Genomic DNA, 24,357 nt, shown 5'->3' with positions numbered 1-24,357 from the left:
TTAAGCTGTAAATTTTTCTTTAAAGATGAATTTGCCCAGGTCGAAAAGGCTGCCCAATGGCGAGTTATACACCAGGTCGTTAGACGCCTTAACCGATTTTTCTATAAAAATATCGGTCTTTTCGAAACCCGGAGAGGTATCCTGCAACCAGAATTTAAAGATGGATAAAAACTGTAGCCAGGCTGCCTCGCGCAGGGCATCGCCCTGAAATTTATCTGCCTTTTGGTTTTTAAGCTCAAACGGCTTATCCAGCACGGCCTGTGCATATTTGCCAAACTCGGCACGCAGCTCTTTAAGCTTTCGGATGTTATCTAATTTAGACGACCCCTCGTTAAGGCTGTACACCACAAAACTCCTGTTGGCGGTAGCAATTTCAAAAAAGGTAAAGTAAAAGGCGCTCAGCTTTTCTACACCACCAAAGTCGGCATAGGTTGGCGATGGCTCCAGTGTTTCCAGCGCATGGTTAAACATCTCTACAAAGTAAAAACGCTCCAGCGAATCGAATGATGCAAAGAATTTATAAAAGTCGGCTTCTTCAAAACCGTTCTCTTTAGCAAACTTATAAACCGTAGCTGGCTTAAAGCCATGCATAAGGCAATAGTCAGAATATTTATCTATAATATCAGCTTTGGTAAGCTGCTCTCGTGGTATTATTTTTTTTGTGGCCATAATTAAGTTCAGATTTAAGATTGCAGATTTAAGAATTAAAACCAGAATCGTAGATTATCATAACAAATTTAATACCTAAAATAACATCAAGCCGTTGAAGCCATGTTAATTATCGTTCAAAAAAAATGAAAGATAGCCGCGTTAATTACGCCTTATATTCTTAAACAGAAAATACCCATACATAGGTATTGCTACAACAGCTTTAATAAACTACATTTACCTAATAACCAATAATTTAAACCAATGAAAAAACAACACTTACTATTGGCTTTTGCACTGTGTGGCATTATGGCTGTTTCGTGCAAAAAAACAGGTCCAAACGAACAATCGGCAGCCAACCTTGCCGCAACAGATACTACAGCAACAGCCGTACCGGCCACCGAAAAAAACATTGCCATTGTTAAGGCATCTAATGAAGCTTTTGTAAAAGATGATGTAGCAGGTGTTTTTAAAGATTATGGGGATACGTTTACCGAATATGGCGATACCGGTGAAGCCCACGTTTACAAGAGCAAAGACAGCCTTATATTAAACCATAAGCAGTGGAGGGCTGCTTTTCCTGATTTTAAATGTACAAACGAAAAGTACTATGCCAATGGCGACGAAGTGGTAGTGATAGCCGACTGGACCGGCACCTGGAGAGGTGACCTTATGGGCCAGAAAGCTACCGGCAAAACATTAAAATTTAAAGACGCCGAAATTTATACGGTTAAAAATGGTAAAATAACAGCACACAGCAACATTATGCCACCAAAACCCATTGCCGAAAGTGTTGGCTTTGTTTGGCCAAAAGCCAAAAAATAGATTTCTGAAAAAGCTGCTAAATCCTCCGCCACGCGGAGGATTTTTTGTTTACTGCGTACATACAATAATAAAGTGGAAATGTAAGCCGTGATTAATTTTTGCTGTTATATTTGCCGGAAGGCTTACAAGAAATGCGGCGTTTAAACTATTCACGATAAATGAGTTTCGAAAACTATATAATAAAGGCAAAGTACCTGCTCCCGCCCTTTTTAAAAATCACATTGTACACCGTTGGTGGGCTTGCTCTATTCAGGTGGATTTTTAGCATCTACTTTAACAGTATAGAAATAAACGAAGAACTGTGGGAACTATGGCTACCCTTGTTTTTACCAATGTTACCCATTTTTATTTGGCTAAACCCGCGTACAACAATACTGATATATAAAAATGCACGGTCTGAAGGAAGCATTGCTATAATTGCCATGTTTACCATGATTATGATGGGCATTATTACACAAAAGTACATTACAGTTACCACTTCAAAAATAATTACCTTAAATAATGTAGAAAGCATTTCGAAGTTTGAAAAAGCACGCTATTACTATTTAGACACTTATGAGATAGATACCACCCGAATACGTAAATATTCTGAAATATCTGAAAGTAAATTCGGTAATAAAACTATACTAACCATGTATTTTGTAACGCCATTTAAAACCCAGTATGCGCAACAACCTATACAATACTGGTACGGTATACAATTTAAAAAGCTTATTTATAATAAGCTTACGGGTAAACAAAAAGATAATGAGTTTAAAGGTTTTACAGAAATGTGTAATCGGGAGGTAAGAAATCACAACTATTACGCTTCAAATCTTTTCGAAAGGCTGCCAAAATCTGTAGACTCAGAAAAATATCTCATCGCAGCACAACAGCAATCAAACTTGATTAATAATAAGAGTAATATTATTTTGAGGCCGGTTTTTGAGCGCCCCCAAAGTAACAACCGGTTTACACTAATATGGGTATTTTATACTTTCCTTGCAAGCCTGGCCATCTTTATGTTCTTTCTAATATTTCCTAAATACAGTAAGCGCCTGCATGACAAGAAACTAACTTACCGAATGTATATTGATGGTATTAAAAAGGTTTTCTACATTAAATAGAATAAAGTGGAACCTGTTCAGGACGAACCTAAAAAGCAATAGCCCTACACCAAATCAGCACATTTAAGGGCGCACTTTTCGCCATCTATGGCTGCAGAGATAATACCACCTGCGTAGCCTGCACCTTCGCCACACGGGTAAAGGCCTTTTATTTGCACATGCTCTAAAGTTTCTGGGTCGCGGGGTATGCGCACCGGCGATGATGTACGCGATTCTGGAGCATGCAATATGGCTTCGTTAGTTAAGTAGCCGCGCATCGATTTGCCGAAATCTATAAAACCCTGACGCAAAGTCTGCGTTAAAAACCCGGGGAATACCTGGCCTAATTCTACCGGTGTAGTACCCGGAACATAAGACGTTTTTGGTATATCTGCCGATACTTTGCTTTGTGTAAAGTCGATCATTCGCTGGGCGGGTACACGTTGTGTTTCGCCGGCAAGGTGCCAGGCACGCTGCTCTATACTTTTTTGGAATTCCATTCCGGCCAACGCGCCAAATTTGGCAAACGGAGCAAAATCTTCCAGTTTAAGCTCTACTACAATACCGGAGTTGGCGGTTTCCTGGTCGCGTTTAGAGGGACTCCAACCGTTGGTTACCACCTCGCCGGGGCTGGTGGCACACGGGGCAATTACCCCACCGGGACACATACAAAACGAATACATGCCACGGCCGTTAACCTGCTTTACAATAGCATACGGGGCAGGTGGCAAAAATTCGCCACGGCCTGTATTAAAATCGCAACTGTACTGTATACTGTCTATTAAGCTTTGCGGATGCTCGGCACGAACGCCAAGGGCAAACGGTTTGGCCTCTATATAAATTTTCTTACGGTCGAGTAATTCAAAAATATCCCGGGCAGAGTGGCCCGTTGCCAATATTACTTTCTTAGCATTTATGGTGTCACCTTTTTGGGTCACCACGCCCTGCACCTCATTATCTTTTACCAAAATATCGGTTACTCGGGTTTCAAACAACACCTGTCCGCCAAACTCCAGTATCTTTTCGCGCATAGACGCAATAATCTTAGGCAGTTTATTGGTACCTATGTGCGGGTGGGCTTCAACCAAAATTTCGTCAGACGCACCAAAAGCCACAAAAAGCTGAAGGATACGGTCTACATCACCGCGCTTTTTAGAACGGGTGTACAGCTTACCATCAGAATACGTTCCGGCACCGCCTTCACCATAGCAATAGTTGCTGTCTTCGCTAACAATATGGTCGCGGTTAATAGCTTTAAGGTCGCGGCGGCGCTCCTGCACATCTTTACCTCTTTCTAAAACTATTGGTTTTATACCGAGTTCAATTAACTGCAAAGCTGCAAAAAGGCCTGCTGGCCCGGCACCTATAATTATAACTTCTGGACTGTTAGAAACATCTTTATAATTGGGTAGCGGCGTAGGTTTTTCGGTATATTCTTCTTTATAATACACCGCCACCTTAAGGTTTATCTTAATAGCTTTCTGGCGGGCATCTATAGAGCGCTTTATTATGGCAATATGACTAATATCTACAGGGTTTACCTGCATTAATTTAGCAATATGCTGCGTTAGTAAAGGCTGCTGTGCGGCAACCTCCGGGGCTACCTGTATTTGAAGTTCTCTTGGCATAGGGCAAAAATAAGCAATATTTTTGTTTATAGCCAATGCACAATTTTTGCAATGTATTATTAGATCCTTCGACTCCGTTGCACTTCGCTCAGGATAACATCACTCACTTATTAACTGTAAACTGCGACTGAACACTGCCTACTGTAAACTGCGACTGCCTACTGATTTACTCATTCTCTTCAAAGGCATGCAAGGCGAAAGACGCCAACCAGTGCTCGCCCTCGTAATTACCATCTACAATAGCAGGTAGCGAGTAGTTTAAGTGCACATCGGCAAGGGTTTTTAAATGTCCCAGTTGTTTAGGATATTGTTTGGCAAGGTGGTATAGGTTCCAGGCGCGGCTAAAATTAAGTCCGTCCAGGTGTACAAGGTGGCCATCGCTACGGTCTGACACTTTACCTGGCTCCCACTTATAGTTTTTATCGAATAATGGTTTTGCGAAATCTTTTAGCCATTTCAAGAATTCTTTCTCCGGCATAACACGCTGCATAATGGCAATTTCTTCCATACATGGCGACAGAAAATCAGTACCGCTGGGCTCCCATGCAAAGGGGCAGTCGGCATCATTTTTAAAAAGTCGAAGTGCGTTGTCGCGAAGGCTGTTTTGCAGCGGCAGGTTATTGGCATGCACGGCATAATCCCATGCAAGTGCCATACCAAAGGCGGTGTTAGGATGCGTTCCCACCCTTAACGGATAGTTTAATTTAGGCAAAAACTCTATGTAGCGCTGTATAATAAGATCGCTCAACGGTTTTAAATTGGCAGCCATTTCTTGGACATAAGCCTCGTTAGTAGTCTCCAACTCCAACTGAAGCTTTAATACCCACGCCCAACCGTAGGTACGTTCGTATGATTTTTCGTGAGGTTTGCTCAGGTAAGCCACCTCCTGCTGTATGTTGTCTTTAGAAAGATTTACCTTCAACTTATTGATGATATCCTGCCTGTTTTCAAGGTTTGGAAAATGCTTTAACAGATACACGAGGCTCCAATGCCCGTGCACCGACGAATGCCAGTCGAAACAGCCGTAAAAAGCGGGATGCAGCTTTTTAGGCCCGGCAAGTTCGGTTTCATCAGCTAATAGCTGGCTTAGCTTGTTAGGATATTCCTGTTGCAGGCATTTAAGCGGCAGTTTGGCAAGCCCATTGGCACGCTCTAAGGTCAAATCTTGTGCAAAAGTTATCGAGGTAACAAAAAGTAAGGCAGTTAGATAGTGTTTCATTAAAGTTTTTATGTTATTGATTTTTTATAACCGATGTAAGTTGGTAAACAGCCGGATTGCCATCGGGGTCGTCCATTTTTGTAAAGCCCGCTACTTCACCATCGTTCAAAGTAAGACTTCCTGTTTTACTTAAAAGCAGGTTGCCCCTATTGGTTTCTTTAAAAGTAATAGTGCGGCCAGCGGATTTAATGTATAATGTTTCACCCGCATTTACAGTAGAATTTATAATGTTTACTACGCCAGACACGTTGTTAGCAACTACCATTTTATTGTGCCCGCATTCTAATATATTATCTCTAATACTGGTTAATCGCGGCACAATACCTGTACTCATATCCATAACAGGCGATGCATAATTATTTCCATAAGCCTCTACACCGGGATTAATACTTTCCGGCAAACCGGTTGCCATTATAAAATAATCATCGGTAATTTTGCTGCTGTTTAAATCGCTGGCCGTTACGTAATTATTTGCTATTGTTACCAGAGAATTTATTACCGTTACACAGGCACCCTGCAAAATATTAGGAGCCACTACCGGTAATGCCCCATAGCCCGCAGCGTTGGCAAAGCGGTTATTTAGTATGTTTATACTGTTACAGGCGTGGTCTGAGCCATCAACTGTAACAGCATTGCCCAGGTTCTCGAACCAGCAATTATCTATGGTTACATTTTCGGCGTAGTTGATATATACCCCATGATCGCCTTCCTGAAACGTAGAATTTATAAACGACACCACCGCCGAGTACGATCCTAAATTTTCTATACCAGGCCCGTACGATATATCTACAACATGGCCTTTATGAAAAGTATTGTTGTTATTAAATCCGTTAAATGCCGAATTTAAAAATGTTAGCTGCCCCTGCTGCCCTGTAATTTTTAGCGCTGAGCTTGATTTGGGCGACTCTGTACTCATTCCCACATTTATCATTTCAAACAGCAGGAACTGATTTGGCAAATTGCCGGTTACCCCGCCTTCTAAATAAATTCCATTACCCCTAAAACCAATAATATCTATATTTTTAAATGATGACGACCACGTGCCCCCATCGTTATTTTTAGATGCACTGGCTTTAAAATGAAAACAACCTTTAAATGGTACAGTCTCCCTGAATTTTACACCTCCCAAAATTTTAAGGTTTGAAATGGACACATTAACAGGACCCGACGGAACTTCGAAAAGATAGGGTACTTCTGTACCTCCTTCTTCAGCTGTTTTAGCATACAGTATTGTTAATTCTTTTGAGTCTCCTGTTATATTAACACCATTTTTAAGGTCTATTTTATCTACAAGCCAACCGCCATTAGGTATATAAACAGTGGTACTTTTTGTTGGTGCATTATTATCATTATTATGCGATGCAAAATCTATAGCTGCCTGTAACTTCTCGTTAGTATTTTTGCTGTTTGCACCAAAATATCTCAGATTAACATAGCCATCATATTGCCTAACCCACATGCCTCCGGTTGCGCTTTTAGCTTTTATTAACGTACCATCGTTATCTTTACTAAAATACGATTTACTGTCTTTAAAAATAGCATCAGTACGCCACATAAAATGTCCACCACCACCATCGATGCTATTGCTATGATATTTTACATACACAACATCGTCAGGTTTCGCAATCAGGTTTCGCAAATCGGCTATTGTTGCAACAGCAGGTATTGAGTTTAAAGAGGGTTGAATTTGCTGAGCCTGCAACGATTTTGCTGGAGCTGGCTTTACCCTGGCAGGCGTTTGTGCATAGCCGCATATTTGCAGGAGCAGTAACAAAAGCACAAATATATTTTTTAGATTAAAAAAGCTGAATTTCATTTACTATGGTGTGTAATTCCAAAAATACATATTTATTCTGTATTTAAGCAGGCATCAAACTTTGTAACTTTGCCAACCTGAAACTTTGCGCATTACAATGAGAAAAATAAAACTTATATGGGATTTTAGAGGCCCTGCTGCTGCTAAAACCGCCGAACATCACGAAATTCATTTAAAAGAATTTATAACCATAGAAAAACTACCACTTAACATTACAGGGTTTACCATTTTAAATGACATGCATGCCATTGCCTTTATGGTTGTAACCGATGAGCACATGGTAGCAGTACGCGATGCCCTTAAACCGCACCGTGGGGAGCTTTATGAGGGGTAGTTGATAGTTGTAAGTTATTAGTTATTGGCAGCTTCATCAAATTATAGCGAACCTTAACAACGGTCAATTAATTGAAGTTTTAAAGGGATTTTAGTAGGTGTTTTATCCCAAAAAATACCCATTAATGGGTATAGGTTAATGTGTTAAAAAAAACTTAAATTTAACAATTAACCTTCAAAAATATCAAAATGAAATTTCGACTTTTTCTCCTTATCGCTATTATAGCTTTAACAACAACATCTTGCTCTACAACAGTATATTATCAGCTGTACAAAGCCACTCCGGTCAATAAATCCAATCAACAGGGAGATCTTATTTATGAAGATGAAAGTTGTAAGGTTACCTATAACTTCTGGAGCGAGGCCGGAAATGCAGGGTTTATTTTTTACAACAAAACAAATGAAAACATTACAATTAACCTTTCTGACAGTTATTTTGTACTAAACGATTTTGCCTATGACTATTTTAAAAACCGTATTTATACTACCAGTAACGAACAAAGTTTATCTATCGATAAAAAAACAACTGCAGCAGTACAATTAAATGGGCTTTTTGTGCCGCTTTTCGGTATGCAGTCATTACAAAAGGGTATTGTACATTCATCCGGATCTTCAATTGCTGTAACCGAGAGTAAAACTGTGTGCGTGCCAGCAAAAACATCTAAAATAATTTCAGAATTTTCAATAAATGAGCTGAGGATAAAAAACTGCAACCTGCTTAAATATCCATCAAAAAAACAGGTTAGTCCGGTAAATTATACCAAAGACGATAGTCCACTTGTTTTTAGCAACCGTATATCTTACAATGTAGGTGCCGGTAATACTGTAAAGTTTCAAAACGAATTTTATATTTCAGAAATTTCTAACCACCCAAGCAGCGAATTCTTTTCTGTACAACGTAGTAAAGAATGTGGAGAAAGTAAAAGTGTTAATGCATCAAATTACATATCGGCAGATAAATTTTATATTAGCTACAATAAGGGTGTCGATGCAGCAAAATATTAATCAGAGTGCATCTAAACAAAAAAGCAGCGATGGTACTACCATCGCTGCTTTTTTTTCTGACAACTGTTAACCGTTAACCAACAACTAATTCGCTACTTCGCTAATAAACTTAATGCGCATTAACCTGAGCTCTTCGGTATCATAATCGCCATCAAATTCTTTAAGGGCGTCATTAATGCTATCGGTTTCACTTTCCATGTAGTAGTCATGAATTTCTTCTTGTTGCTCATCATCCAAAATATCATCTACCCAATACTTAATGTTAAGTTTGGTACCGCTGTAAACAATTTGCTCCATTTCTTTAAGCAGGGCATCCATAGCCAGGCCTTTAGCTTTTGCAATATCGTTTAAAGACAGTTTCCTGTCGATATTCTGAATAATATATAATTTAAGTGCCGAATTAGCTCCAGTGGTTTTAACCACAAGATCGTCCGGACGCATAATATCGTTATCTTCTACATAGCGGGTAATAAGCTCTACAAAGTCTTTACCATATTTCTTGGCTTTACCTTCGCCTACGCCGTGTATACCGCTTAACTCCTCTATGGAAACAGGATATTTAAGTGCCATATCTTCCAACGATGGGTCCTGAAACACCACAAATGGCGGCACGCTAAGTTTTTTGGCTACTTTTTTACGCAGGTCTTTAAGCATGGCGGCAAGCGCCTCATCGGCTACGCCGGTTGCTTTGGCAGCGGTTGCTACAGCTTCTTCTTCGCTATCATTATAGTCATGGTCTTCGCTCATCATAAAAGAGTGCGGGTTCTTTATAAACTCCTCTCCTTTTTTGGTAAGCTTAATAACACCATAGGTCTCAATATCTTTAGATAAAAAGTCTACTACAAGTACCTGCCTTATAAGAGCCATCCAAAACTTCTCGTCAAAATCTTTACCAATGCCAAAAAATGGCTGGGCATCAGTTCTATGCGCTTTTATAACGGCATTAACCTTGCCGGTAAGTGTGTAAACAATTTCTTTACTCTTATACAGCATCTTGGTATCCCTAACTATTTCAAGCAGGGTAACCACCTGGTCTTTAGCTTCTTTTTTCTTTTTAGGGTTACGTATGTTATCATCCATCTCGGCACCTTCACCATTTTCGGCGTCAAACTCCTCCCCAAAATAATGGAGTAAGAATTTACGGCGCGACATCGATGTTTCGGCATACGCCACAACCTCCTGCAATAATGCAAAACCAATTTCCTGTTCGGCAACGGGTTTGCCGCTCATAAATTTCTCCAGTTTCTCAATATCCTTATAAGCATAATAGGCAAGGCAGTGGCCTTCGCCCCCATCGCGGCCTGCGCGGCCTGTTTCCTGGTAATAGCTTTCTAACGATTTTGGAATATCATGGTGAATTACAAACCTAACATCGGGCTTATCTATACCCATACCAAATGCAATGGTAGCCACAACCACATCTACATCTTCCATAAGGAACATATCCTGGTGGCGGGCACGCGTTTTGGCGTCAAGCCCTGCATGGTAGGGTACGGCACTAATGCCATTTACCTGCAGCACCTGGGCTATTTCTTCTACTTTTTTACGGCTAAGGCAGTATATAACCCCGCTTTTGCCTTTGTGCAGGCGTATAAACCTAATTATGTCTCCCTCTACATTTTTAGTCTTCGGGCGAATTTCATAATACAGGTTAGGCCTGTTAAACGATGCCTTAAAAGTGTTGGCATCGGTCATGTCCAGGTTTTTAAGTATATCTTCCTGAACCTTTGGCGTAGCGGTGGCGGTAAGGCCAATAACCGGTACATCGCCCAAGTTACGGATGATAGAACGCAGGTTACGGTATTCCGGTCGGAAATCGTGTCCCCATTCTGATATACAGTGCGCTTCGTCTATCGCCACAAAAGAAATTGGCACGCCCTTTAAAAAAGCAGTGTATTCTTCTTTAGTAAGCGACTCCGGTGCCACATACAGCAGTTTGGTAAGGCCAGACGTAATATCTTTCTTAACCTGGTTTATCTCTGTTTTGGTAAGCGATGAGTTTAATACGTGGGCTATGCCGGCTTCTGAAGACAGGGAGCGTATAGCATCTACCTGGTTTTTCATAAGCGCAATAAGGGGGGATACCACAATGGCAGTCCCTTCGAGCACCAGTGCGGGCAGCTGATAACACAGCGACTTGCCACCACCGGTAGGCATTATTACAAATGTGTTATTGCCTGAGATGATACTGCGTACAACACCTTCCTGCAGGCCCTTAAATTTGTTAAAACCAAAATATTTTTTTAACTCTTTATGTAAGTCAATTTCGGTCGATTTCATTATATCAATTATAGTAATTTACATAAATTTGCAGAACATAAAGATACAAAAATCTTTTAATCCCGCAACTTTTTAAACATTTAGCAAGTTTGATAAACAACGAAGCAATACTGGCCTCTGCCAGAAAAACCATACTTTCTGAAAGTGAGAGCATTGCCGCACTAACGCAGTACCTGGACGAGGATTTTGCAAAGTCTGTACAAACAATATACAACGCTAAAGGCCGCCTTGTTATTACCGGCATTGGCAAAAGCGCCCTAATTGCTGCTAAAATTGTTGCTACCCTTAATTCTACCGGCACCCCATCGGTATTTTTGCACGCCGCCGAAGCCATACATGGCGATCTTGGCATGCTGCAGCCCGATGATGTTGCCATTTGCCTTTCTAAAAGCGGCAACAGCCCCGAAATTAAAATACTGGTACCTTTACTTAAACGTTTTGGCAATGCACTTATTGGCATAACGGCAAATAAAAATTCGTTTTTAGGAAAACAATCCGATTTTGTACTTCATGCGTATGTTAGTCAGGAGGCCGACCCTTTAAACCTTGCCCCTACCAACAGTACAACAGCACAATTGGTTTTAGGCGATGCACTGGCGGTTTGCCTTATGGAAATGCGTAACTTTACCAGCGAAGATTTTGCTAAGTACCATCCCGGTGGTGCATTGGGCAAGAAACTTTTGCTGCGTGTTGGCGATATGTTAGATGGCACGCACAAACCAATGGTAGCACCAGACTCAAGCATTAAAACAGCTATTGTAGAGATCTCTGAAAAAAGGCTTGGGGTTACTGCAGTGGTTGAAAACAATAAGGTTACAGGTATTATTACCGATGGCGATATTAGGCGAATGCTTAACGACCGCGATAATATTGCCGGGGTTACCGCTGCCGATGTAATGACGCGCAACCCCAAAACAATTACAACAGCAAGCATGGTATCTGAAGCTTTAAATACCATGGAAAATTACGCCATTACACAGCTTGTAGTGGCAGACGACGGCGAATATAAGGGCATATTGCACCTGCACGATATTTTAAAAGAAGGAATAGTATAATGGCTGAAGATAACGAAGAGAACATAGAAATACTTACGGTTGATACTTTTAACGATATACTATCTAAACTTGTAGGCTTAAGTATAACAAGCACAACAAGGACAGGAAATATGGAATGCATTAAAGTCAACACGAATAAAGATGAAGGTTCGGCAGTAATAGGTGATGACGACAAATATGCACTTCACATACAATGTGCCTGGCGTATTACTGATGAAAAAAAGATTTTAATTGGATGGTCAGATGTTTATAATTCAGCCACGTCAACAGAATATGAGCCTGATTTTGTATGGGATAAAATAGATGGAAATAAACGCGACGTAAATCTTAAGAAGTTAATAGCAGATAACGATCTTGTTATAAATGACGCTAAAGTTGATACTTATGGAGGCTTTAAAATATCTTTTACTAATAAAATGAATTTTGAAGCTTTTGCAGATGAATCTTATGATTCTTATTGCGAATTTTGGCGCTTAGTAGATAATGACCCTGAGAATTCTTGTCATTATGTAAGTACTCCTGAAGAAATGTATAGAGTTAAATAAATATTTTATTAATGGCAAAAAACAAAAATGTGGGCGGCGAAATGTCGTTCCTGGATCATCTTGAAGAACTTAGATGGCTGCTTGTTCGCAGTACAATTGCAATATTAATTGGCGCCTGTGTTGCCTTTGCCTTTAGCGAGTATATTTTTAATAATATAATATTTGCCCCAAAAAGGGCCGATTTTATTACCTACCGCTTTTTTTGCGACCTGGCTAATAAGTACGACCTTGATAAAAGTTTTTGCGTTACAGAGCTTCCTTTCAGCATCCAGAGCCGTACTATGGACGGCCAGTTTAGTACCGATATATGGACCTCGATAACCGCAGGCCTTATATTAGCTTTCCCTTTTATATTATTCCAGGTATGGAAGTTTATACGCCCTGCATTGTACGACACAGAGCGCAAACACGCTGTAGGCTTTATAGTAAGTACTTCAATATTATTCTTTTTAGGGGTGCTGTTTGGCTACTACTTAATTATGCCGCTATCGCTAAACTTTCTCGGCAATTATAAAATTAGCGATGTTGTAGAAAATAATATTGACTTAGACTCGTACCTTAGCCTTATTAAAACCACGGTTATATCGTGCGGACTGGTGTTCGAAATGCCTATTATTATTTTCTTCCTGGCTAAGTTAGGCCTTGTAACGGCAGGGTTTTTGAGAAAGTACCGCAAGTATGCGTTTGTAATAATATTAATTATTGCCGCAATAGTTACACCACCCGATGTTGTTAGCCAGATGATTGTTACAATACCACTGGTTATACTTTATGAAGTAAGCATACTTATTGCAGGCCGAATGAACAAAACACCTAAAATTGAAGAAACCAATGGCTGATTTAGTACAGGATTTTAACGACTACCGCCAAAAGATGAACGATAAGCTTTTGGCCGATAATAACAAGATTGTTAAACGCATTTTTAACCTGGATACTAATGCATACATGGCAGGTGCGCTGGATGTTAAAACCAAAGAATTGCTGGGCCTTGTGGCATCGGCAGTATTGCGTTGCGATGATTGTGTTAAGTATCATTTAGAAACCAGCCACAAAGAAGGCCTTACTAAAGATGAAGTTATGGAAGCCCTGGGTATTGCTACCCTTGTGGGCGGTACCATTGTAATACCGCATTTACGCCGCGCTTACGAATTTTGGGAAGCACTGGAAGAAAAAGCCGCCGGCGAAACTATTTAATATACTCTCAATGAAATTAAGGGCAGATAACTTAATAAAAACATATAAAGGCCGTAGTGTTGTTAAAGGCATATCGGTAGAAGTTAACCAGGGCGAAATTGTAGGATTGCTTGGCCCAAATGGCGCAGGTAAAACAACATCATTTTACATGATCGTGGGGCTTGTAAAGCCCAACAGCGGCAAGATTTTTCTGGACGACATGGAAATTACCAACTTCCCCATGTACAAGCGTGCCCAAAACGGTATTGGCTACCTGGCACAGGAAGCTTCGGTTTTTAGAAAGTTAAGCATCGAAGATAATATTATGAGTGTGCTACAGCTTACTACCCTTTCTAAAAAGGAGCAGGAAGCCAAAATGGAGGCTCTGATAGATGAATTCTCTCTAAACCACATACGCACCAACCGCGGCGATTTATTGAGTGGTGGCGAACGCCGCCGTACCGAAATTGCCCGTGCACTGGCAACCGACCCAAAATTCATTCTTTTGGATGAGCCTTTTGCGGGGGTTGACCCTGTTGCGGTCGAGGACATTCAGCGTATCGTAGCTCAGCTTAAAGATAAGAATATTGGTATATTAATTACCGACCACAACGTACAGGAAACTCTTGCTATTACAGATAAGACTTACCTGATGTTTGAAGGTGGCATCCTTAAAGCCGGTATACCCGAAGAGTTGGTACAAGACGAAATGGTACGTAAAGTATACCTTGGCCAAAACTTTGAGCTTCGTAAAAAGAAGATCGACTTCCACAAAACAAAAGGCGAAGAAGCCGACGCCACAGTACCAGATCAGGAAAATTTTTAAATACACCAAAAACCGTTCAAAAAGCAAAATAATTACTTCTTTTCGAACGGTTTTTTAGTATTCTCAAAAAAAGCTTTAGCTATACTGTCTTGTTTTATTTTTTGCACCAGCAGGTCGGCGCCATATTTCGTGAGATGATCTTTATCGCGCATGTACGTCTGGTTTTTGGCCGATAGCGCAGGAAAACTACTTGTATTAATTAAATCAACATAACTTCCTTTTAAATTCGGGCTAAGAAAGTTGTTGAGACTAATGGCGTAATCGTCAAGATAAAATTGGTTGTTATCAATCCCGTATTCATAACTCCTGGCTGCAATTACCGGATAAGGCACGGTGTAGCGTTCGGTCTGGCCAATAACAATTGCCTTAATCTTATAGCGCTTTAAATAGGCTGTAGTTTCTTTAAGGCCATGCAAAATAGCCTGCTTATCTACAACACTTTGCCCAGCCCAATTACCGCTAATTATAACCCCATCTATTTTACCGGCATTTTTTGGGATAAATTCGTAAAAAACATAATCCATTAATACCCTTAAATTTTTCTTCTTATTGTAGTAGCTTTTAACGGTTGGCAATGTGCCTGTTGCTGTTGCCTGTAAAAAATTGACATCTTTAAATTCTTCCCGCAAAGATTGCGATAGCTGCGCTAAATGGCTATCACCAATTAGCAATATATTTTTCTTACCACCTTCAAAACACAGACAGGTATTTTTTTTGTAAGATGCCATAGACTCTACAAAGCAGGTATCTTTACGGTACTGACTAAAAAAAGGCTTTCGCTTTATACCCGAATTAGCCGCTATAGCAAGTGTTTTATTGCTATACATTATTCTGTTGCTATTAAAATATTGTATAGAGAATACTCCGATAAGTAATCCTGCTGCAATAGTAGCAATAGTCCGTTTGCCCGAAAACTGCAACGTTTCCACACACCTGTATGACGTATACCCTAAAACTACAGACAGCAAACAATAACCAAGAACGGCAGCAAAACCTGTTCCGATGCCATAATACTGAGCTACAACATACACAGGCCAATGCCATAAATAAAGCGAGTAGGATATTTTACCTATAAACTGCAGACTGTTATTTCGTACTATTTTAAAGTCATTGTAATTAGCTATAATTACCAAAAATGCACCCGCAACGGGTATAAGCGTATAAAAACCAGGCCAAAGCAGTGATTCTTTAAGAGCAAAGAAACTCGCTAAGATTAGCAAGTAACCTACTATCGCGATAATTTTTGTTAGCACAGCCCCTCTTAATTTACCTTCTGCAAAAAAGGCAATACCGCCAAAAAGCATCTCCCAAGAGCGGGTGGGCAGCAGGTAAAACGATGCGCTGCTATTGTAATTAGAAACTATAACTGACATAACAAACACAAATATTGTGAGCGCTATAAATACAATTTTAAAAGTGCGTTTACTTTTAAAAATTTTATTAAAAAGCAATAAAACAAAGGGATATACCAGATAAAACTGCCACTCTACAGACAATGACCATGTGTGGAGAAACATATTGGTATCTGCCGAAGCATCAAAATAGGATGGAGAATTATACCAGTAAAATATATTGGATAAAAACAAAATGCTGGATGCTGCATTTTTAAGGCTCGCTTTATAATCATCCGGCAGGTAAAAAAAGAAACAGACTACAGTAAGCACTGCTACTAAAAAAAGTAAAGCCGGCACAATTCTGTGCAGCCGCCTCTCAAAATACTCATTAAACGAGAAAGTACCCTTATCAATCTGCCCAATAACAACACGGCTCATTAAATAACCGGATATAACAAAAAATACATCTACCCCGGTAAAGCCCCCTGAAAATAATTCTACCTTATAATGATACAATAGCACCCCAATAATTGCGATGGCCCTAAGGGCATTAATATCGTATCTAAAATATTTAGCAGAATTGTTTTGGAGCATTATTGTATACGCAATTTTTCAAGCTCAAAGAGGCTACCATTATAAATATTAACATCAACTGAACCATCAATCCCTTTTATGCCCCCTTTATCGGTAAATTGCCAAAAGAGCCATTCTTTTCTAATTTCGTCTTCAAAAAAACTATAGTTGGCAATCCAAAGGTTGTAGCCTTCAAACTCCTGTTTTAAAAAGTCGGTATAAAAACTCTCGCCACTGTAAATAATAGGTTTAACGCCGTAGTGCTTCTCTACCTTATCAAGCCAGCGCTTAAGTCCGCTTTTAAGGCTGTCCATACTTTGTTCGCTGGGTATTTTTTCGATATCTAAAACAGGGGGCAAATCGCCCTTACCGAGCTTTACGGTTTTAATAAAGTTTTCAGCCTGCTTAAGAGAGTTTTCATTAGGACGATAATAATGGTAGGCACCGCGCATAAATCCACCCTTTTTAGCTTCGCTCCAGTTACGGTCAAATTGGGTATCATCATCAATTCCGGCGGTAGACCTGATAAATACAAAATCAAGCGGAAACTCGCCTTTAGTGCGGTCTATACTATCCCAATTAATTTTGCCCTGGTAGTGCGATACATCTATACCAAATACCTTGTCTTTATGCCGGGCCACAATTTCATACAGGCGCAGGCTGGCAATTTTTTTTTCTTCTTTGGTAATAGCCTCAATACGCTTGTTGGTTTTAAAGCCAAGGTAGTATAAAAACCCATGACGGTACTGGTAGCCGGCCGCCACAATAAAAGATATAACGAGGAGCAGGAAAGAATATTTAAGAATTTTTCCCGGAGTAACTTTTTTAGAAGCTTTAGGCTTGGGTTTTCGGCGTACAGCCTTTTTATGCGTAGTTGTTGCTACGGCCCGCATTGGCGATGCCGCCTGCTTTTTTGCGGGCGCGCGTTTCATAGTCTAATGTGCAGCTTTAGCATTGTATTTACCCATAATAGCCGATAGCAACACATAAAATAATATTATTACCGGTATAGCCATATACTGCAATAAAAACAGTAATACTACAGATATTACAAGAAAAATTACCTGTGTTTTATTGGTATCCCAATTAAAATATTTGATTTTTAGGGAAAAAAGCCTAACCTCGCTGTTAAGCATAAAGGCACTCAAAAGGCTAATACCTATTAGCACATACGGATTGCTTAGTAACGAAAACACATAGCCGGTACCATCGCTGTGCGCCTGTATAACAGGAAGACTCATAATAAACAAGGCATTGGCCGGAGTTGGCAGGCCTATAAAAGAATCGGTTTGGCGTTTATCTATATTAAATTTAGCCAACCTGTAGCAAGAGGCCAGTGTTATAATAAAACCAACATAAGGCAACATGCCTAAATAAAAATTATCGGGGCTAAGGTTGTACTCCTCCTGGTTATCGGCAATGCCTACCAGCATCTGGAACATTATCATGCCCGGTACTACGCCACTGGTAACCATATCGGCTAAAGAATCCAGCTGAAGCCCAAGCTCGCTCTGTACTTTTAAAATGCGTGCAAAAAAACCATCCCAAAAATCAAAAAATATACCTATACATACCCATAAAAAAGCCATTTGCCAATTGGTATCAAAAGCATACACAAGGGCAATAAGGCCAGACGTAAGGTTAAGCAGCGTTACAAGGTTAGGTACGTGTTTCTTAAAAGGCATAGCAGCTATTTTTTTTATAAGCACAAAGTTAACACAATAAGTTAATAGAATTGGAGTTTAGTAATTGAGAATTTTATGTCATATTTGCACAAAATAACAGCATTGAGAAAGTTACTTTTTATTTTATTCTTTTGCACTCCATTTCTTGCTTATAGCCAGGTTGTTAGAAAATACTCCAATGAGTTTATGAGCATTGGTGTAGATGCTGCTGCCCTGGGTATGAGTAACGCAGTTACATCCAGCACGGCCGATGTTAACGCAGGCTACTGGAACCCCGCCGGCCTTTTAGGCGTGCAGGATAAGCAGCTTGCCCTTATGCATGCCAGCTATTTTGCCAATATAGCCCAATACGATTATGCCGCTTTTGCTATGCCCCTGGAAGACAGGCGCAGTGCCATTGGCGTATCAATAATACGTTTTGGGGTAGACGACATTTTAAATACCACACAATTAATTGACAGCGAAGGCAATATAGATTACAACCGTATAAGCCTTTTTTCTGCAGCAGATTATGGCATTACCCTTTCTTACGCCCGTGCGGCCCCTTTAGATGGTTTTAATTACGGGGTTAATGCAAAGGTTATTCGCCGTGTTATTGGCAAGTTTGCCAACTCATGGGGCTTTGGTTTCGATCTGGGTTTTCAGTACCAGACTAAAAACGAATGGAAGTTCGGGTTAATGCTTCGCGATATTACCACCACTTATAATGTTTGGAATATTAATGAAGACGAGTATGCTACTGTAAGCGGCGCCGTAGCCGGGCAAAACCAGGAGCTTCCCGAAACCAGCGAGATCACGTTGCCAAAAGCTCAGTTTGGTATGTCTAAAAAATTCATCTTTCATTACGACTATAGCCTTCTTGCTGCCGTAAACCTTAATATGCAGTTTGCCAAAACTAACGATATTGTTAACCTTGATTTTGTTAGCATAGACCCTGCAGCCGGTTTTGAATTTGGCTATCTGGACCTTGTTTTTCTACGTGCAGGTGTAGGTAACTTTCAGAATGAAAAACAAATAGACAATTCTACAAGCCTTAGTTTTCAGCCCAATATAGGCCTTGGTTTTAAATACAGGGGTATCTCTGTAGATTATGCACTTACCGATATTGGCGATCAGAGTGTTGCTTTATACTCTAACATCTTTTCTCTTAAAGTAGATTTAGGTATCTTTAGCAGATAAAATCCAACACCAATGCAAACTCTAAAAGTTGTACTGCTTTTACTTGTTACCACCCTCTTTTCCAACACTCTTGTAGCTCAGGTACAATTATCTGACAGAGCCACTATAAGCCTTATTACCTGCGGGCCGGGTAACGAGTTGTATTCCGTTTTTGGCCATACCGCCGTTAGGGTGCACGACCCGTTGGTTGGCCTGGACGTGGTGTATAACTTTGGAACCTTTGATTTTGACACCCCTAACTTTTACCTAAAGTTTGTAAAAGGCGATTTGCAGTACTTTGTATCGGCCAGTTCTTACGAAGATTTTGTATATACCTACCAATATTATAACCGCGATGTTTTTGAGCAACAACTAAATCTCTCCCCTCTTCAAAAACAACAAATTGCCACGGAACTGAGCACGACCTTACATTCAGACAAGCGATTTTACACCTATAAATTTTTCGACCGTAATTGTACTACTATGGTAGGCGATATTTTTAATAAGTACATCCCCGAAAAAATATCAATGAAAAATGCCGATGAAGGCAAAACCAACCGCGAAATAATTTACGAGCGTCTGGGCAACAGCTTTTACGAAAACCTTGGCATAAGCCTTATTTTTGGCCATAAAACCGATGCTATTATGTATAAGCTTTTTTTGCCACAGCAATTATTAGAAGGCGTTGGTAATACAACATTAACTACAGGGCCACTGGCGCAGCCAACAGTTACCGTTTTTAAAGCAAATGCGCAGCAACAAACATCCTTATGGAATAATTGTTACACCTATGCCTTTGCCTGCCTGTTGCTAATGTACTTATCTGGCAAGGCGGTTTTACAAAGGTCGTTATTAGCTATTTTTGGGCTTTTAGGTGTGTTTTTCTGCACGGTTGGCTTCTACTCCTTCCATGCGGAAATAGCTTTAAATTACAACGCCCTGCTTATAAATCCGCTATTTTTAGTATTGCTCTATTTTATATTTGCTAAAAAACACGAAGCCGTAAAATTAACCGCTTTTATATGCTTTGGGTGCATTGCAGTTTACATTGCATGGATGATTAACAAACCTCACTTTTTAATTGTACTGCCCCTGGCTGCTTTAATAATAATACTATTAATAAGAGCTATCCAATTCAGCAAAAATGCTGTTACAAAAGCATAAAATTTACGCACAGGTTTTTTAACTATAAACGGAATGGTTATTTTTGTTTGATAACTATAAAATAACAACACCTTGTTCTTTTTTAACAAACCCAAAAAACAACGTTTGGCCGACCTTATTCCGGATGGTTATATCGATATACACTCGCACCTGCTACCTGGTATAGACGATGGCTCTAAAGACGAGAATAATACCCTTACGCTAATTAATAGCCTTAAGGAGTATGGTTTTTCGCAGTTTATAACTACACCACACGTATTAACTGGGGTTTGGAATAACACGCGCGCTGGCATTACAGGCAAAGAAGAGGCTACAAAACTGTTTTTAAATCAGCAGGGACTTACAATGCCCTTTAAGGCCGCCGCCGAATATTTGATGGATGATACATTTTTAAATCTTTTAAAAACAGAACCGCTTTTAACCTTAAAAGATAATTACGTCCTGATAGAAATGTCGTATTTAAACCCTCCGGCCCAGCTGTACGATATTATATTCAATTTGCAGATAGAAGGCTATAAACCTGTGCTTGCCCACCCCGAAAGGTATTTATTTTATCATTTTAAGCATGAAGAATATGGTAAACTGAAAAGGGCGGGTTGCTTTTTTCAGCTCAACTTGTTATCAGTAACAGGCTATTATGGCAAAGGAGTATTAGATACAGCCAAAAAGCTGTTAGACGAAGGCATGATAGACTTTACAGGATCTGACACCCACCATGAGCGCCATACCGAAGCCTTTAAAAGTGATGTACTACTAAGAGATACAACCTCATTGATACAGGCTCTAAATAAAAATTCCCTCTTTAGCTATTAAAGAGGGAATTTTTATTTAAACCTATCCGGAAATATTTATTTCTTTCCAAATAATTTGTCTTTCCATGTTTTAGGTTTCTTAATATCCGGTCCGTAGCCATAGCCATATCCGTAGCCATAACCGTAGCCGTAACCATAACCCTTTTCGCTACCTGTATCGTTAAGAAGCATACCCATGCCCGGCAGTTTACCTTCTCGGTAAAGATTTTCTGGTATATTTAGCATGCGCTTATCTAAGTGGTTAGCACGGGTTACATATACAAAGGTATCTGCATAATGCGCTAATATCATCGTATCTGTTACCAAGCTAACAGGAGCAGTATCTACAACAAGATAATCATATTCTAATTTTAGTTTTTCAAAAAGGTCTGCTACCTTGCTATTCATTAGCAGCTCAGCAGGATTGGGCGGTATGATACCGGGAGGCAGAACATAAAATTCTTCAAATCCTTCCTGCTTAAATATATACTTATTAATATCCGTTTCTTTAGAAGAAAGAAAATTGGTTAATCCTTTAGATGGCACATTGATATACTCATCTAATTTAGGGTTCCTGATATCCATTGCTATTAACAAAACTTTTTTACCAGTTAAAGCAAGTGTGGCAGCAAGATTTACCGATATAAATGTTTTACCTTCTTTAGGTATTGTAGACGTTACAAATATCGTTTTGGCTACCCCTTCTGGAATACTGTTAAACATAAACTCCAGATTAGTACGCACAATTCTTAAAGACTCCGCTGTTGCAGAACGGCTATGCTGGCTAATAAGTTCGTTATTAAACTCAGCCCTTGGCACATCGCCCAAAAACGGCACAGAAAGATCTTCAAGGTCTTTACTGCTGTGTATTTTATTATCCAACATTTTTTTACCATAAATAATACTAAATGGTACAAAAAGGCCAAATAAAAACGCACTTAAAAATTCGACATTTCTTTTAGGAGAAATTGGTGAAGAATTGGAATAAGCCTCATCTATAACTTTAGAATTTGGAGCTGTTACAGCTAAACTAATAGCATTTTCTTCTCTTTTTTGTAATAAATAAAGATATAAAGCCTCTATAACAGTTTGTTGCCTTGTAATTGTTCTAAACTGCCTCTCTTGTGTAGGATATTTACCTATTTTGCCGCCAAATATACCTTCTTGGCGCTCTATATCTTTTTGAGCAATTTGCAAAGTAAGTCTAAGATTGTTAAGACTTTCGAGTATATTACTTTTTAAGGCCTCAATTTGCTGATTATTAAAAATTACTGCAGGATTAAGCTCGGTTGCTTCTAACTTATATCGCTGCCTTGCCAATACTAACCTATTATATTCAGAAATTAGTGGTATTGCGTCTCCACTATTAGGCATAATATTTTGTGGTATAATATCGTCTATTGTACTTTTTTTCAAAAAATCAAGCATTACATCAATTACCGTTATTTGCGTTGCATTACTAACTGCACTTTGGGCATAGTCTGTATTATTTTGAAGAAAAATACCGGCATCAATTGGAAGGTCAGTTATCTTGTTTTCTCTTTTAAAACCTTCGATACCGATTTCTACCTCGTCAAGGTCGCGACTAATAGAGTCAAGCCTTTGATTGATAAAAGCATCTGTTTTTCTTGCCACTTCGTTTTTATCCTGTATGGCTTCCTGATTGTAATTGTCAATAATTGCACTTAAATAGTCTTTTCCACGCTCTATTATAGGATCTACAATGGTAAGAGTTAGTATTGTAGTTTCTTCGTTACCGTGAGATACCTGCAGCCTTCCTCTGTATGATGAAGCAACCCCTTCTAACCCACCTATACGTACAATATAAGTTGTTTTTCCAGGAAAATCTTTACCAAAAGTATTGGTAATAACCATTGTTGCGTGCTGTCTTTTAATTGGCTGACCAAACGAATATTCTCCGATTTTAACCTCTTTGGCATCTAAAAGATCAAACTTAGTAGGACTTTTTACCTGTACAATAAAAGTACCTAAACCTTTAAGTAAAAAATCTTCAGATGTATTATAAAAACTGGCTTTTATAGGCACATTTTTATACATCTCTTTTTTAGATATCCTGCCCTCCTGAAAATAAGAAACATAAAGTTCTAATTCCTTAACTGTTTTTTTTGCAAGAGATCGCGTTTTTAAAAGCTCAACCTCATTATAGGTATTACTCTTAGCACCTTTTACAACGCCAAGATCACCAAAAGCAGATAATTCTGAGGCTAATCCTCCTTTTTTATCATCTTTAATTAAGATAGTAGCCGTAATACTATACATTGGAGATACATATCTTAAATGTACGTAAGCTGCAATTAAACATATAATTACACTTAAAGCAAACCATTTCCAATAATAAAGATACTGCCCAAGAATTTGTTTAATATCCAGTTGTTTATTGTTTACTGATGATATTTCAGCAAATTTATCTTTTGAATTTTCGCTCATAAATTATCTTGTTGCAAATGTAATAATCGTTACTATCAATGAAACTGCAGAAACCACAATTGATAATTCTCTACCAATAGCCGATGAATTTCTTCTCATTCTGTTTGGTTCTACTACCACTAAATCATTTTGTGTTAAATAGTAAAACTCAGAATTCATAAAATCAGCGTTAGTTATATCTACAAAACCATAGGTTTTTTTACCTTCTACCTCCCTGATAATCATAATATTTTTTCGCAAACCGGTTATTTGTAAATCTCCCGCTAATGCAAGTGCTTCAGGCAACGTTATTCTTTCAGTTCCTATAGGATAACTACCTGGCGAATTTACCTCTCCTAATACGGTAACCTTAAAGTTCATCAACCTCAGATTAATGATAGGATTAGTAACATATTTACTTATTTCTCCTGTTATTTTTAATAGCGCCTCATCTCGGGTAAGCCCGCCTAACTTAACTTTGCCTATCAGGGGCATACTGATTTCACCATTTTTATCTATAAGATACTCTCTGCCCTCTGTTGTAACAGATGTTCCACCAGAAGCGGTAGGAGAAAGAGTAGTTAAATTAAAAGGAGCAGCAAGTTCCTGATTTGGTGCAGGAGCATCTACCATAATTCTAACTAAGTCATCGGCCTGCAATTTTGTTTCATATAATTTATCAGAAGAAACATCTGCAATATTCTGAAAATAAGCCATTTTTTTTCTTGGAGCACATGAACTGAATGCAAAAATAATTACAATTAGTAATCCTATTTTTTTTATCATT

22 protein-coding genes are annotated in these 24,357 nt (G+C 39.2%); 12 read left to right on the top strand and 10 right to left on the bottom strand.

Going from position 1 to position 24,357, the window contains the following annotated elements; translation table 11 throughout:
- Complete coding sequence (locus G509_RS0107425; protein ID WP_026990938.1) at window positions 1–669, bottom strand: TetR/AcrR family transcriptional regulator; 669 nt, start codon at window positions 667–669, stop codon at window positions 1–3.
- A 243-nt stretch (window positions 670–912) separates the two neighbouring features.
- Here G509_RS0107425 and G509_RS22805 point away from each other — a divergent pair, with 243 nt between their 5' ends.
- On the top strand, window positions 913–1,473 hold the full coding sequence (locus tag G509_RS22805; RefSeq protein WP_051200038.1) for a nuclear transport factor 2 family protein: 561 nt from the start codon (window positions 913–915) through the stop codon (window positions 1,471–1,473).
- A gap of 158 nt (window positions 1,474–1,631) precedes the next feature.
- Window positions 1,632–2,579 (top strand): hypothetical protein, encoded by a 948-nt coding sequence (locus G509_RS0107415; RefSeq protein ID WP_026990937.1) that lies wholly within the window; start codon window positions 1,632–1,634, stop codon window positions 2,577–2,579.
- 44 nt (window positions 2,580–2,623) lie between these two features.
- Here G509_RS0107415 and G509_RS0107410 read toward each other — a convergent pair whose 3' ends face one another.
- The 3 genes from G509_RS0107410 to G509_RS0107400 all read right to left on the bottom strand — a co-directional run bounded on the left by G509_RS0107410 (window position 2,624) and on the right by G509_RS0107400 (window position 7,221).
- Window positions 2,624–4,186 carry an NAD(P)/FAD-dependent oxidoreductase gene (locus tag G509_RS0107410; RefSeq protein WP_026990936.1) on the bottom strand — a complete coding sequence of 521 codons (1,563 nt, stop codon included), beginning with the start codon at window positions 4,184–4,186 and terminating at the stop codon, window positions 2,624–2,626.
- 166 nt (window positions 4,187–4,352) lie between these two features.
- Window positions 4,353–5,405, bottom strand: a complete 1,053-nt coding sequence (locus G509_RS21630) for a DUF2891 domain-containing protein (RefSeq protein WP_035738668.1) — start codon at window positions 5,403–5,405, stop codon at window positions 4,353–4,355.
- 13 nt (window positions 5,406–5,418) lie between these two features.
- Window positions 5,419–7,221: a hypothetical protein gene (locus tag G509_RS0107400; protein ID WP_026990935.1), complete on the bottom strand. Its 1,803-nt coding sequence runs from the start codon at window positions 7,219–7,221 to the stop codon at window positions 5,419–5,421.
- A 97-nt stretch (window positions 7,222–7,318) separates the two neighbouring features.
- Here G509_RS0107400 and G509_RS0107395 point away from each other — a divergent pair, with 97 nt between their 5' ends.
- Together G509_RS0107395 and G509_RS0107390 are read left to right on the top strand one after the other, a co-directional pair.
- Complete coding sequence (locus G509_RS0107395) at window positions 7,319–7,555, top strand: hypothetical protein (protein ID WP_035738665.1); 237 nt, start codon at window positions 7,319–7,321, stop codon at window positions 7,553–7,555.
- A 188-nt stretch (window positions 7,556–7,743) separates the two neighbouring features.
- Entirely contained in the window at window positions 7,744–8,559 is an 816-nt protein-coding gene (locus G509_RS0107390; protein ID WP_026990933.1) for a hypothetical protein, read from the top strand.
- An 84-nt stretch (window positions 8,560–8,643) separates the two neighbouring features.
- Here G509_RS0107390 and recQ read toward each other — a convergent pair whose 3' ends face one another.
- Window positions 8,644–10,839: a DNA helicase RecQ gene (gene recQ / locus G509_RS0107380; RefSeq protein WP_026990932.1), complete on the bottom strand. Its 2,196-nt coding sequence runs from the start codon at window positions 10,837–10,839 to the stop codon at window positions 8,644–8,646.
- An 89-nt stretch (window positions 10,840–10,928) separates the two neighbouring features.
- Here recQ and G509_RS0107375 point away from each other — a divergent pair, with 89 nt between their 5' ends.
- From G509_RS0107375 to lptB, 5 genes are read left to right on the top strand one after another with little or no spacing between them, the layout of a single operon-like run.
- Complete coding sequence (locus G509_RS0107375) at window positions 10,929–11,894, top strand: KpsF/GutQ family sugar-phosphate isomerase (RefSeq protein WP_026990931.1); 966 nt, start codon at window positions 10,929–10,931, stop codon at window positions 11,892–11,894.
- Window positions 11,894–12,439 carry a hypothetical protein gene (locus G509_RS0107370; RefSeq protein WP_026990930.1) on the top strand — a complete coding sequence of 182 codons (546 nt, stop codon included), beginning with the start codon at window positions 11,894–11,896 and terminating at the stop codon, window positions 12,437–12,439. The genes G509_RS0107375 and G509_RS0107370 overlap by 1 nt, the downstream gene beginning before the upstream one ends.
- An 11-nt stretch (window positions 12,440–12,450) precedes the next feature.
- On the top strand, window positions 12,451–13,278 hold the full coding sequence (gene tatC / locus G509_RS0107365) for a twin-arginine translocase subunit TatC (protein WP_026990929.1): 828 nt from the start codon (window positions 12,451–12,453) through the stop codon (window positions 13,276–13,278).
- The gene (locus G509_RS0107360) at window positions 13,271–13,633 is read left to right on the top strand and encodes a carboxymuconolactone decarboxylase family protein (protein ID WP_026990928.1); all 363 of its coding nucleotides are present in this window, start codon (window positions 13,271–13,273) and stop codon (window positions 13,631–13,633) included. The genes tatC and G509_RS0107360 overlap by 8 nt, the downstream gene beginning before the upstream one ends.
- A gap of 10 nt (window positions 13,634–13,643) precedes the next feature.
- A complete protein-coding gene (gene lptB, locus G509_RS0107355; protein ID WP_026990927.1) occupies window positions 13,644–14,438 on the top strand; it encodes an LPS export ABC transporter ATP-binding protein in 795 nt (264 codons plus the stop codon).
- 32 nt (window positions 14,439–14,470) lie between these two features.
- Here the strand turns inward: lptB and G509_RS22800 are convergent, their stop codons facing one another.
- Genes G509_RS22800 through G509_RS0107340 form a run of 3 tightly spaced genes read right to left on the bottom strand, consistent with a single transcriptional unit; the run spans window position 14,471 to window position 18,030 of the window.
- The gene (locus tag G509_RS22800; RefSeq protein ID WP_051200036.1) at window positions 14,471–16,366 is read right to left on the bottom strand and encodes an acyltransferase family protein; all 1,896 of its coding nucleotides are present in this window, start codon (window positions 16,364–16,366) and stop codon (window positions 14,471–14,473) included.
- On the bottom strand, window positions 16,366–17,277 hold the full coding sequence (locus G509_RS0107345; protein WP_081663260.1) for a glycoside hydrolase family 25 protein: 912 nt from the start codon (window positions 17,275–17,277) through the stop codon (window positions 16,366–16,368). The genes G509_RS22800 and G509_RS0107345 overlap by 1 nt, the downstream gene beginning before the upstream one ends.
- Before the next feature lie 3 nt (window positions 17,278–17,280).
- Window positions 17,281–18,030: a CDP-alcohol phosphatidyltransferase family protein gene (locus tag G509_RS0107340; protein ID WP_026990925.1), complete on the bottom strand. Its 750-nt coding sequence runs from the start codon at window positions 18,028–18,030 to the stop codon at window positions 17,281–17,283.
- A 102-nt stretch (window positions 18,031–18,132) separates the two neighbouring features.
- Here G509_RS0107340 and G509_RS0107335 point away from each other — a divergent pair, with 102 nt between their 5' ends.
- From G509_RS0107335 to G509_RS0107325, 3 genes are all read left to right on the top strand, one after another.
- Entirely contained in the window at window positions 18,133–19,209 is a 1,077-nt protein-coding gene (locus G509_RS0107335) for a putative type IX sorting system protein PorV2 (RefSeq protein WP_242604871.1), read from the top strand.
- A gap of 12 nt (window positions 19,210–19,221) precedes the next feature.
- On the top strand, window positions 19,222–20,352 hold the full coding sequence (locus G509_RS0107330; RefSeq protein WP_026990923.1) for an Lnb N-terminal periplasmic domain-containing protein: 1,131 nt from the start codon (window positions 19,222–19,224) through the stop codon (window positions 20,350–20,352).
- A gap of 72 nt (window positions 20,353–20,424) precedes the next feature.
- Window positions 20,425–21,165 carry a tyrosine-protein phosphatase gene (locus tag G509_RS0107325; RefSeq protein WP_026990922.1) on the top strand — a complete coding sequence of 247 codons (741 nt, stop codon included), beginning with the start codon at window positions 20,425–20,427 and terminating at the stop codon, window positions 21,163–21,165.
- A 35-nt stretch (window positions 21,166–21,200) separates the two neighbouring features.
- On the opposite strand, the gene G509_RS0107320 is transcribed toward G509_RS0107325, so the two are convergent.
- Window positions 21,201–23,591: a GumC family protein gene (locus G509_RS0107320; RefSeq protein ID WP_051200013.1), complete on the bottom strand. Its 2,391-nt coding sequence runs from the start codon at window positions 23,589–23,591 to the stop codon at window positions 21,201–21,203.
- 3 nt (window positions 23,592–23,594) lie between these two features.
- The gene (locus G509_RS0107315; protein WP_051200011.1) at window positions 23,595–24,356 is read right to left on the bottom strand and encodes a polysaccharide biosynthesis/export family protein; all 762 of its coding nucleotides are present in this window, start codon (window positions 24,354–24,356) and stop codon (window positions 23,595–23,597) included.
- Between the last annotated feature and the right edge of the window lies 1 nt (window position 24,357).

The organism is Flavobacterium subsaxonicum WB 4.1-42 = DSM 21790 (assembly GCF_000422725.1).
GTDB classification, from domain to species: Bacteria; Bacteroidota; Bacteroidia; order Flavobacteriales; family Flavobacteriaceae; genus Flavobacterium; species Flavobacterium subsaxonicum.
The sequence above is the reverse complement of the archived record's forward strand: the minus strand, read 5'-3'. Positions and strand labels throughout refer to the sequence as shown.

What these genes read in the sequence shown, in the direction of transcription:
- G509_RS0107425 (WP_026990938.1), bottom strand. Translation starts at nt 669, where the DNA reads ATGGCCACAAAAAAAATAATACCACGAGAGCAGCTTACCAAAGCTGAT.
- G509_RS22805 (WP_051200038.1), top strand. Translation starts at nt 913, where the DNA reads ATGAAAAAACAACACTTACTATTGGCTTTTGCACTGTGTGGCATTATG.
- G509_RS0107415 (WP_026990937.1), top strand. Translation starts at nt 1,632, where the DNA reads ATGAGTTTCGAAAACTATATAATAAAGGCAAAGTACCTGCTCCCGCCC.
- G509_RS0107410 (WP_026990936.1), bottom strand. Translation starts at nt 4,186, where the DNA reads ATGCCAAGAGAACTTCAAATACAGGTAGCCCCGGAGGTTGCCGCACAG.
- G509_RS21630 (WP_035738668.1), bottom strand. Translation starts at nt 5,405, where the DNA reads ATGAAACACTATCTAACTGCCTTACTTTTTGTTACCTCGATAACTTTT.
- G509_RS0107400 (WP_026990935.1), bottom strand. Translation starts at nt 7,221, where the DNA reads ATGAAATTCAGCTTTTTTAATCTAAAAAATATATTTGTGCTTTTGTTA.
- G509_RS0107395 (WP_035738665.1), top strand. Translation starts at nt 7,319, where the DNA reads ATGAGAAAAATAAAACTTATATGGGATTTTAGAGGCCCTGCTGCTGCT.
- G509_RS0107390 (WP_026990933.1), top strand. Translation starts at nt 7,744, where the DNA reads ATGAAATTTCGACTTTTTCTCCTTATCGCTATTATAGCTTTAACAACA.
- recQ (WP_026990932.1), bottom strand. Translation starts at nt 10,839, where the DNA reads ATGAAATCGACCGAAATTGACTTACATAAAGAGTTAAAAAAATATTTT.
- G509_RS0107370 (WP_026990930.1), top strand. Translation starts at nt 11,894, where the DNA reads ATGGCTGAAGATAACGAAGAGAACATAGAAATACTTACGGTTGATACT.
- tatC (WP_026990929.1), top strand. Translation starts at nt 12,451, where the DNA reads ATGGCAAAAAACAAAAATGTGGGCGGCGAAATGTCGTTCCTGGATCAT.
- G509_RS0107360 (WP_026990928.1), top strand. Translation starts at nt 13,271, where the DNA reads ATGGCTGATTTAGTACAGGATTTTAACGACTACCGCCAAAAGATGAAC.
- lptB (WP_026990927.1), top strand. Translation starts at nt 13,644, where the DNA reads ATGAAATTAAGGGCAGATAACTTAATAAAAACATATAAAGGCCGTAGT.
- G509_RS22800 (WP_051200036.1), bottom strand. Translation starts at nt 16,366, where the DNA reads ATGCTCCAAAACAATTCTGCTAAATATTTTAGATACGATATTAATGCC.
- G509_RS0107345 (WP_081663260.1), bottom strand. Translation starts at nt 17,277, where the DNA reads ATGAAACGCGCGCCCGCAAAAAAGCAGGCGGCATCGCCAATGCGGGCC.
- G509_RS0107340 (WP_026990925.1), bottom strand. Translation starts at nt 18,030, where the DNA reads ATGCCTTTTAAGAAACACGTACCTAACCTTGTAACGCTGCTTAACCTT.
- G509_RS0107330 (WP_026990923.1), top strand. Translation starts at nt 19,222, where the DNA reads ATGCAAACTCTAAAAGTTGTACTGCTTTTACTTGTTACCACCCTCTTT.
- G509_RS0107320 (WP_051200013.1), bottom strand. Translation starts at nt 23,591, where the DNA reads ATGAGCGAAAATTCAAAAGATAAATTTGCTGAAATATCATCAGTAAAC.
- G509_RS0107315 (WP_051200011.1), bottom strand. Translation starts at nt 24,356, where the DNA reads ATGATAAAAAAAATAGGATTACTAATTGTAATTATTTTTGCATTCAGT.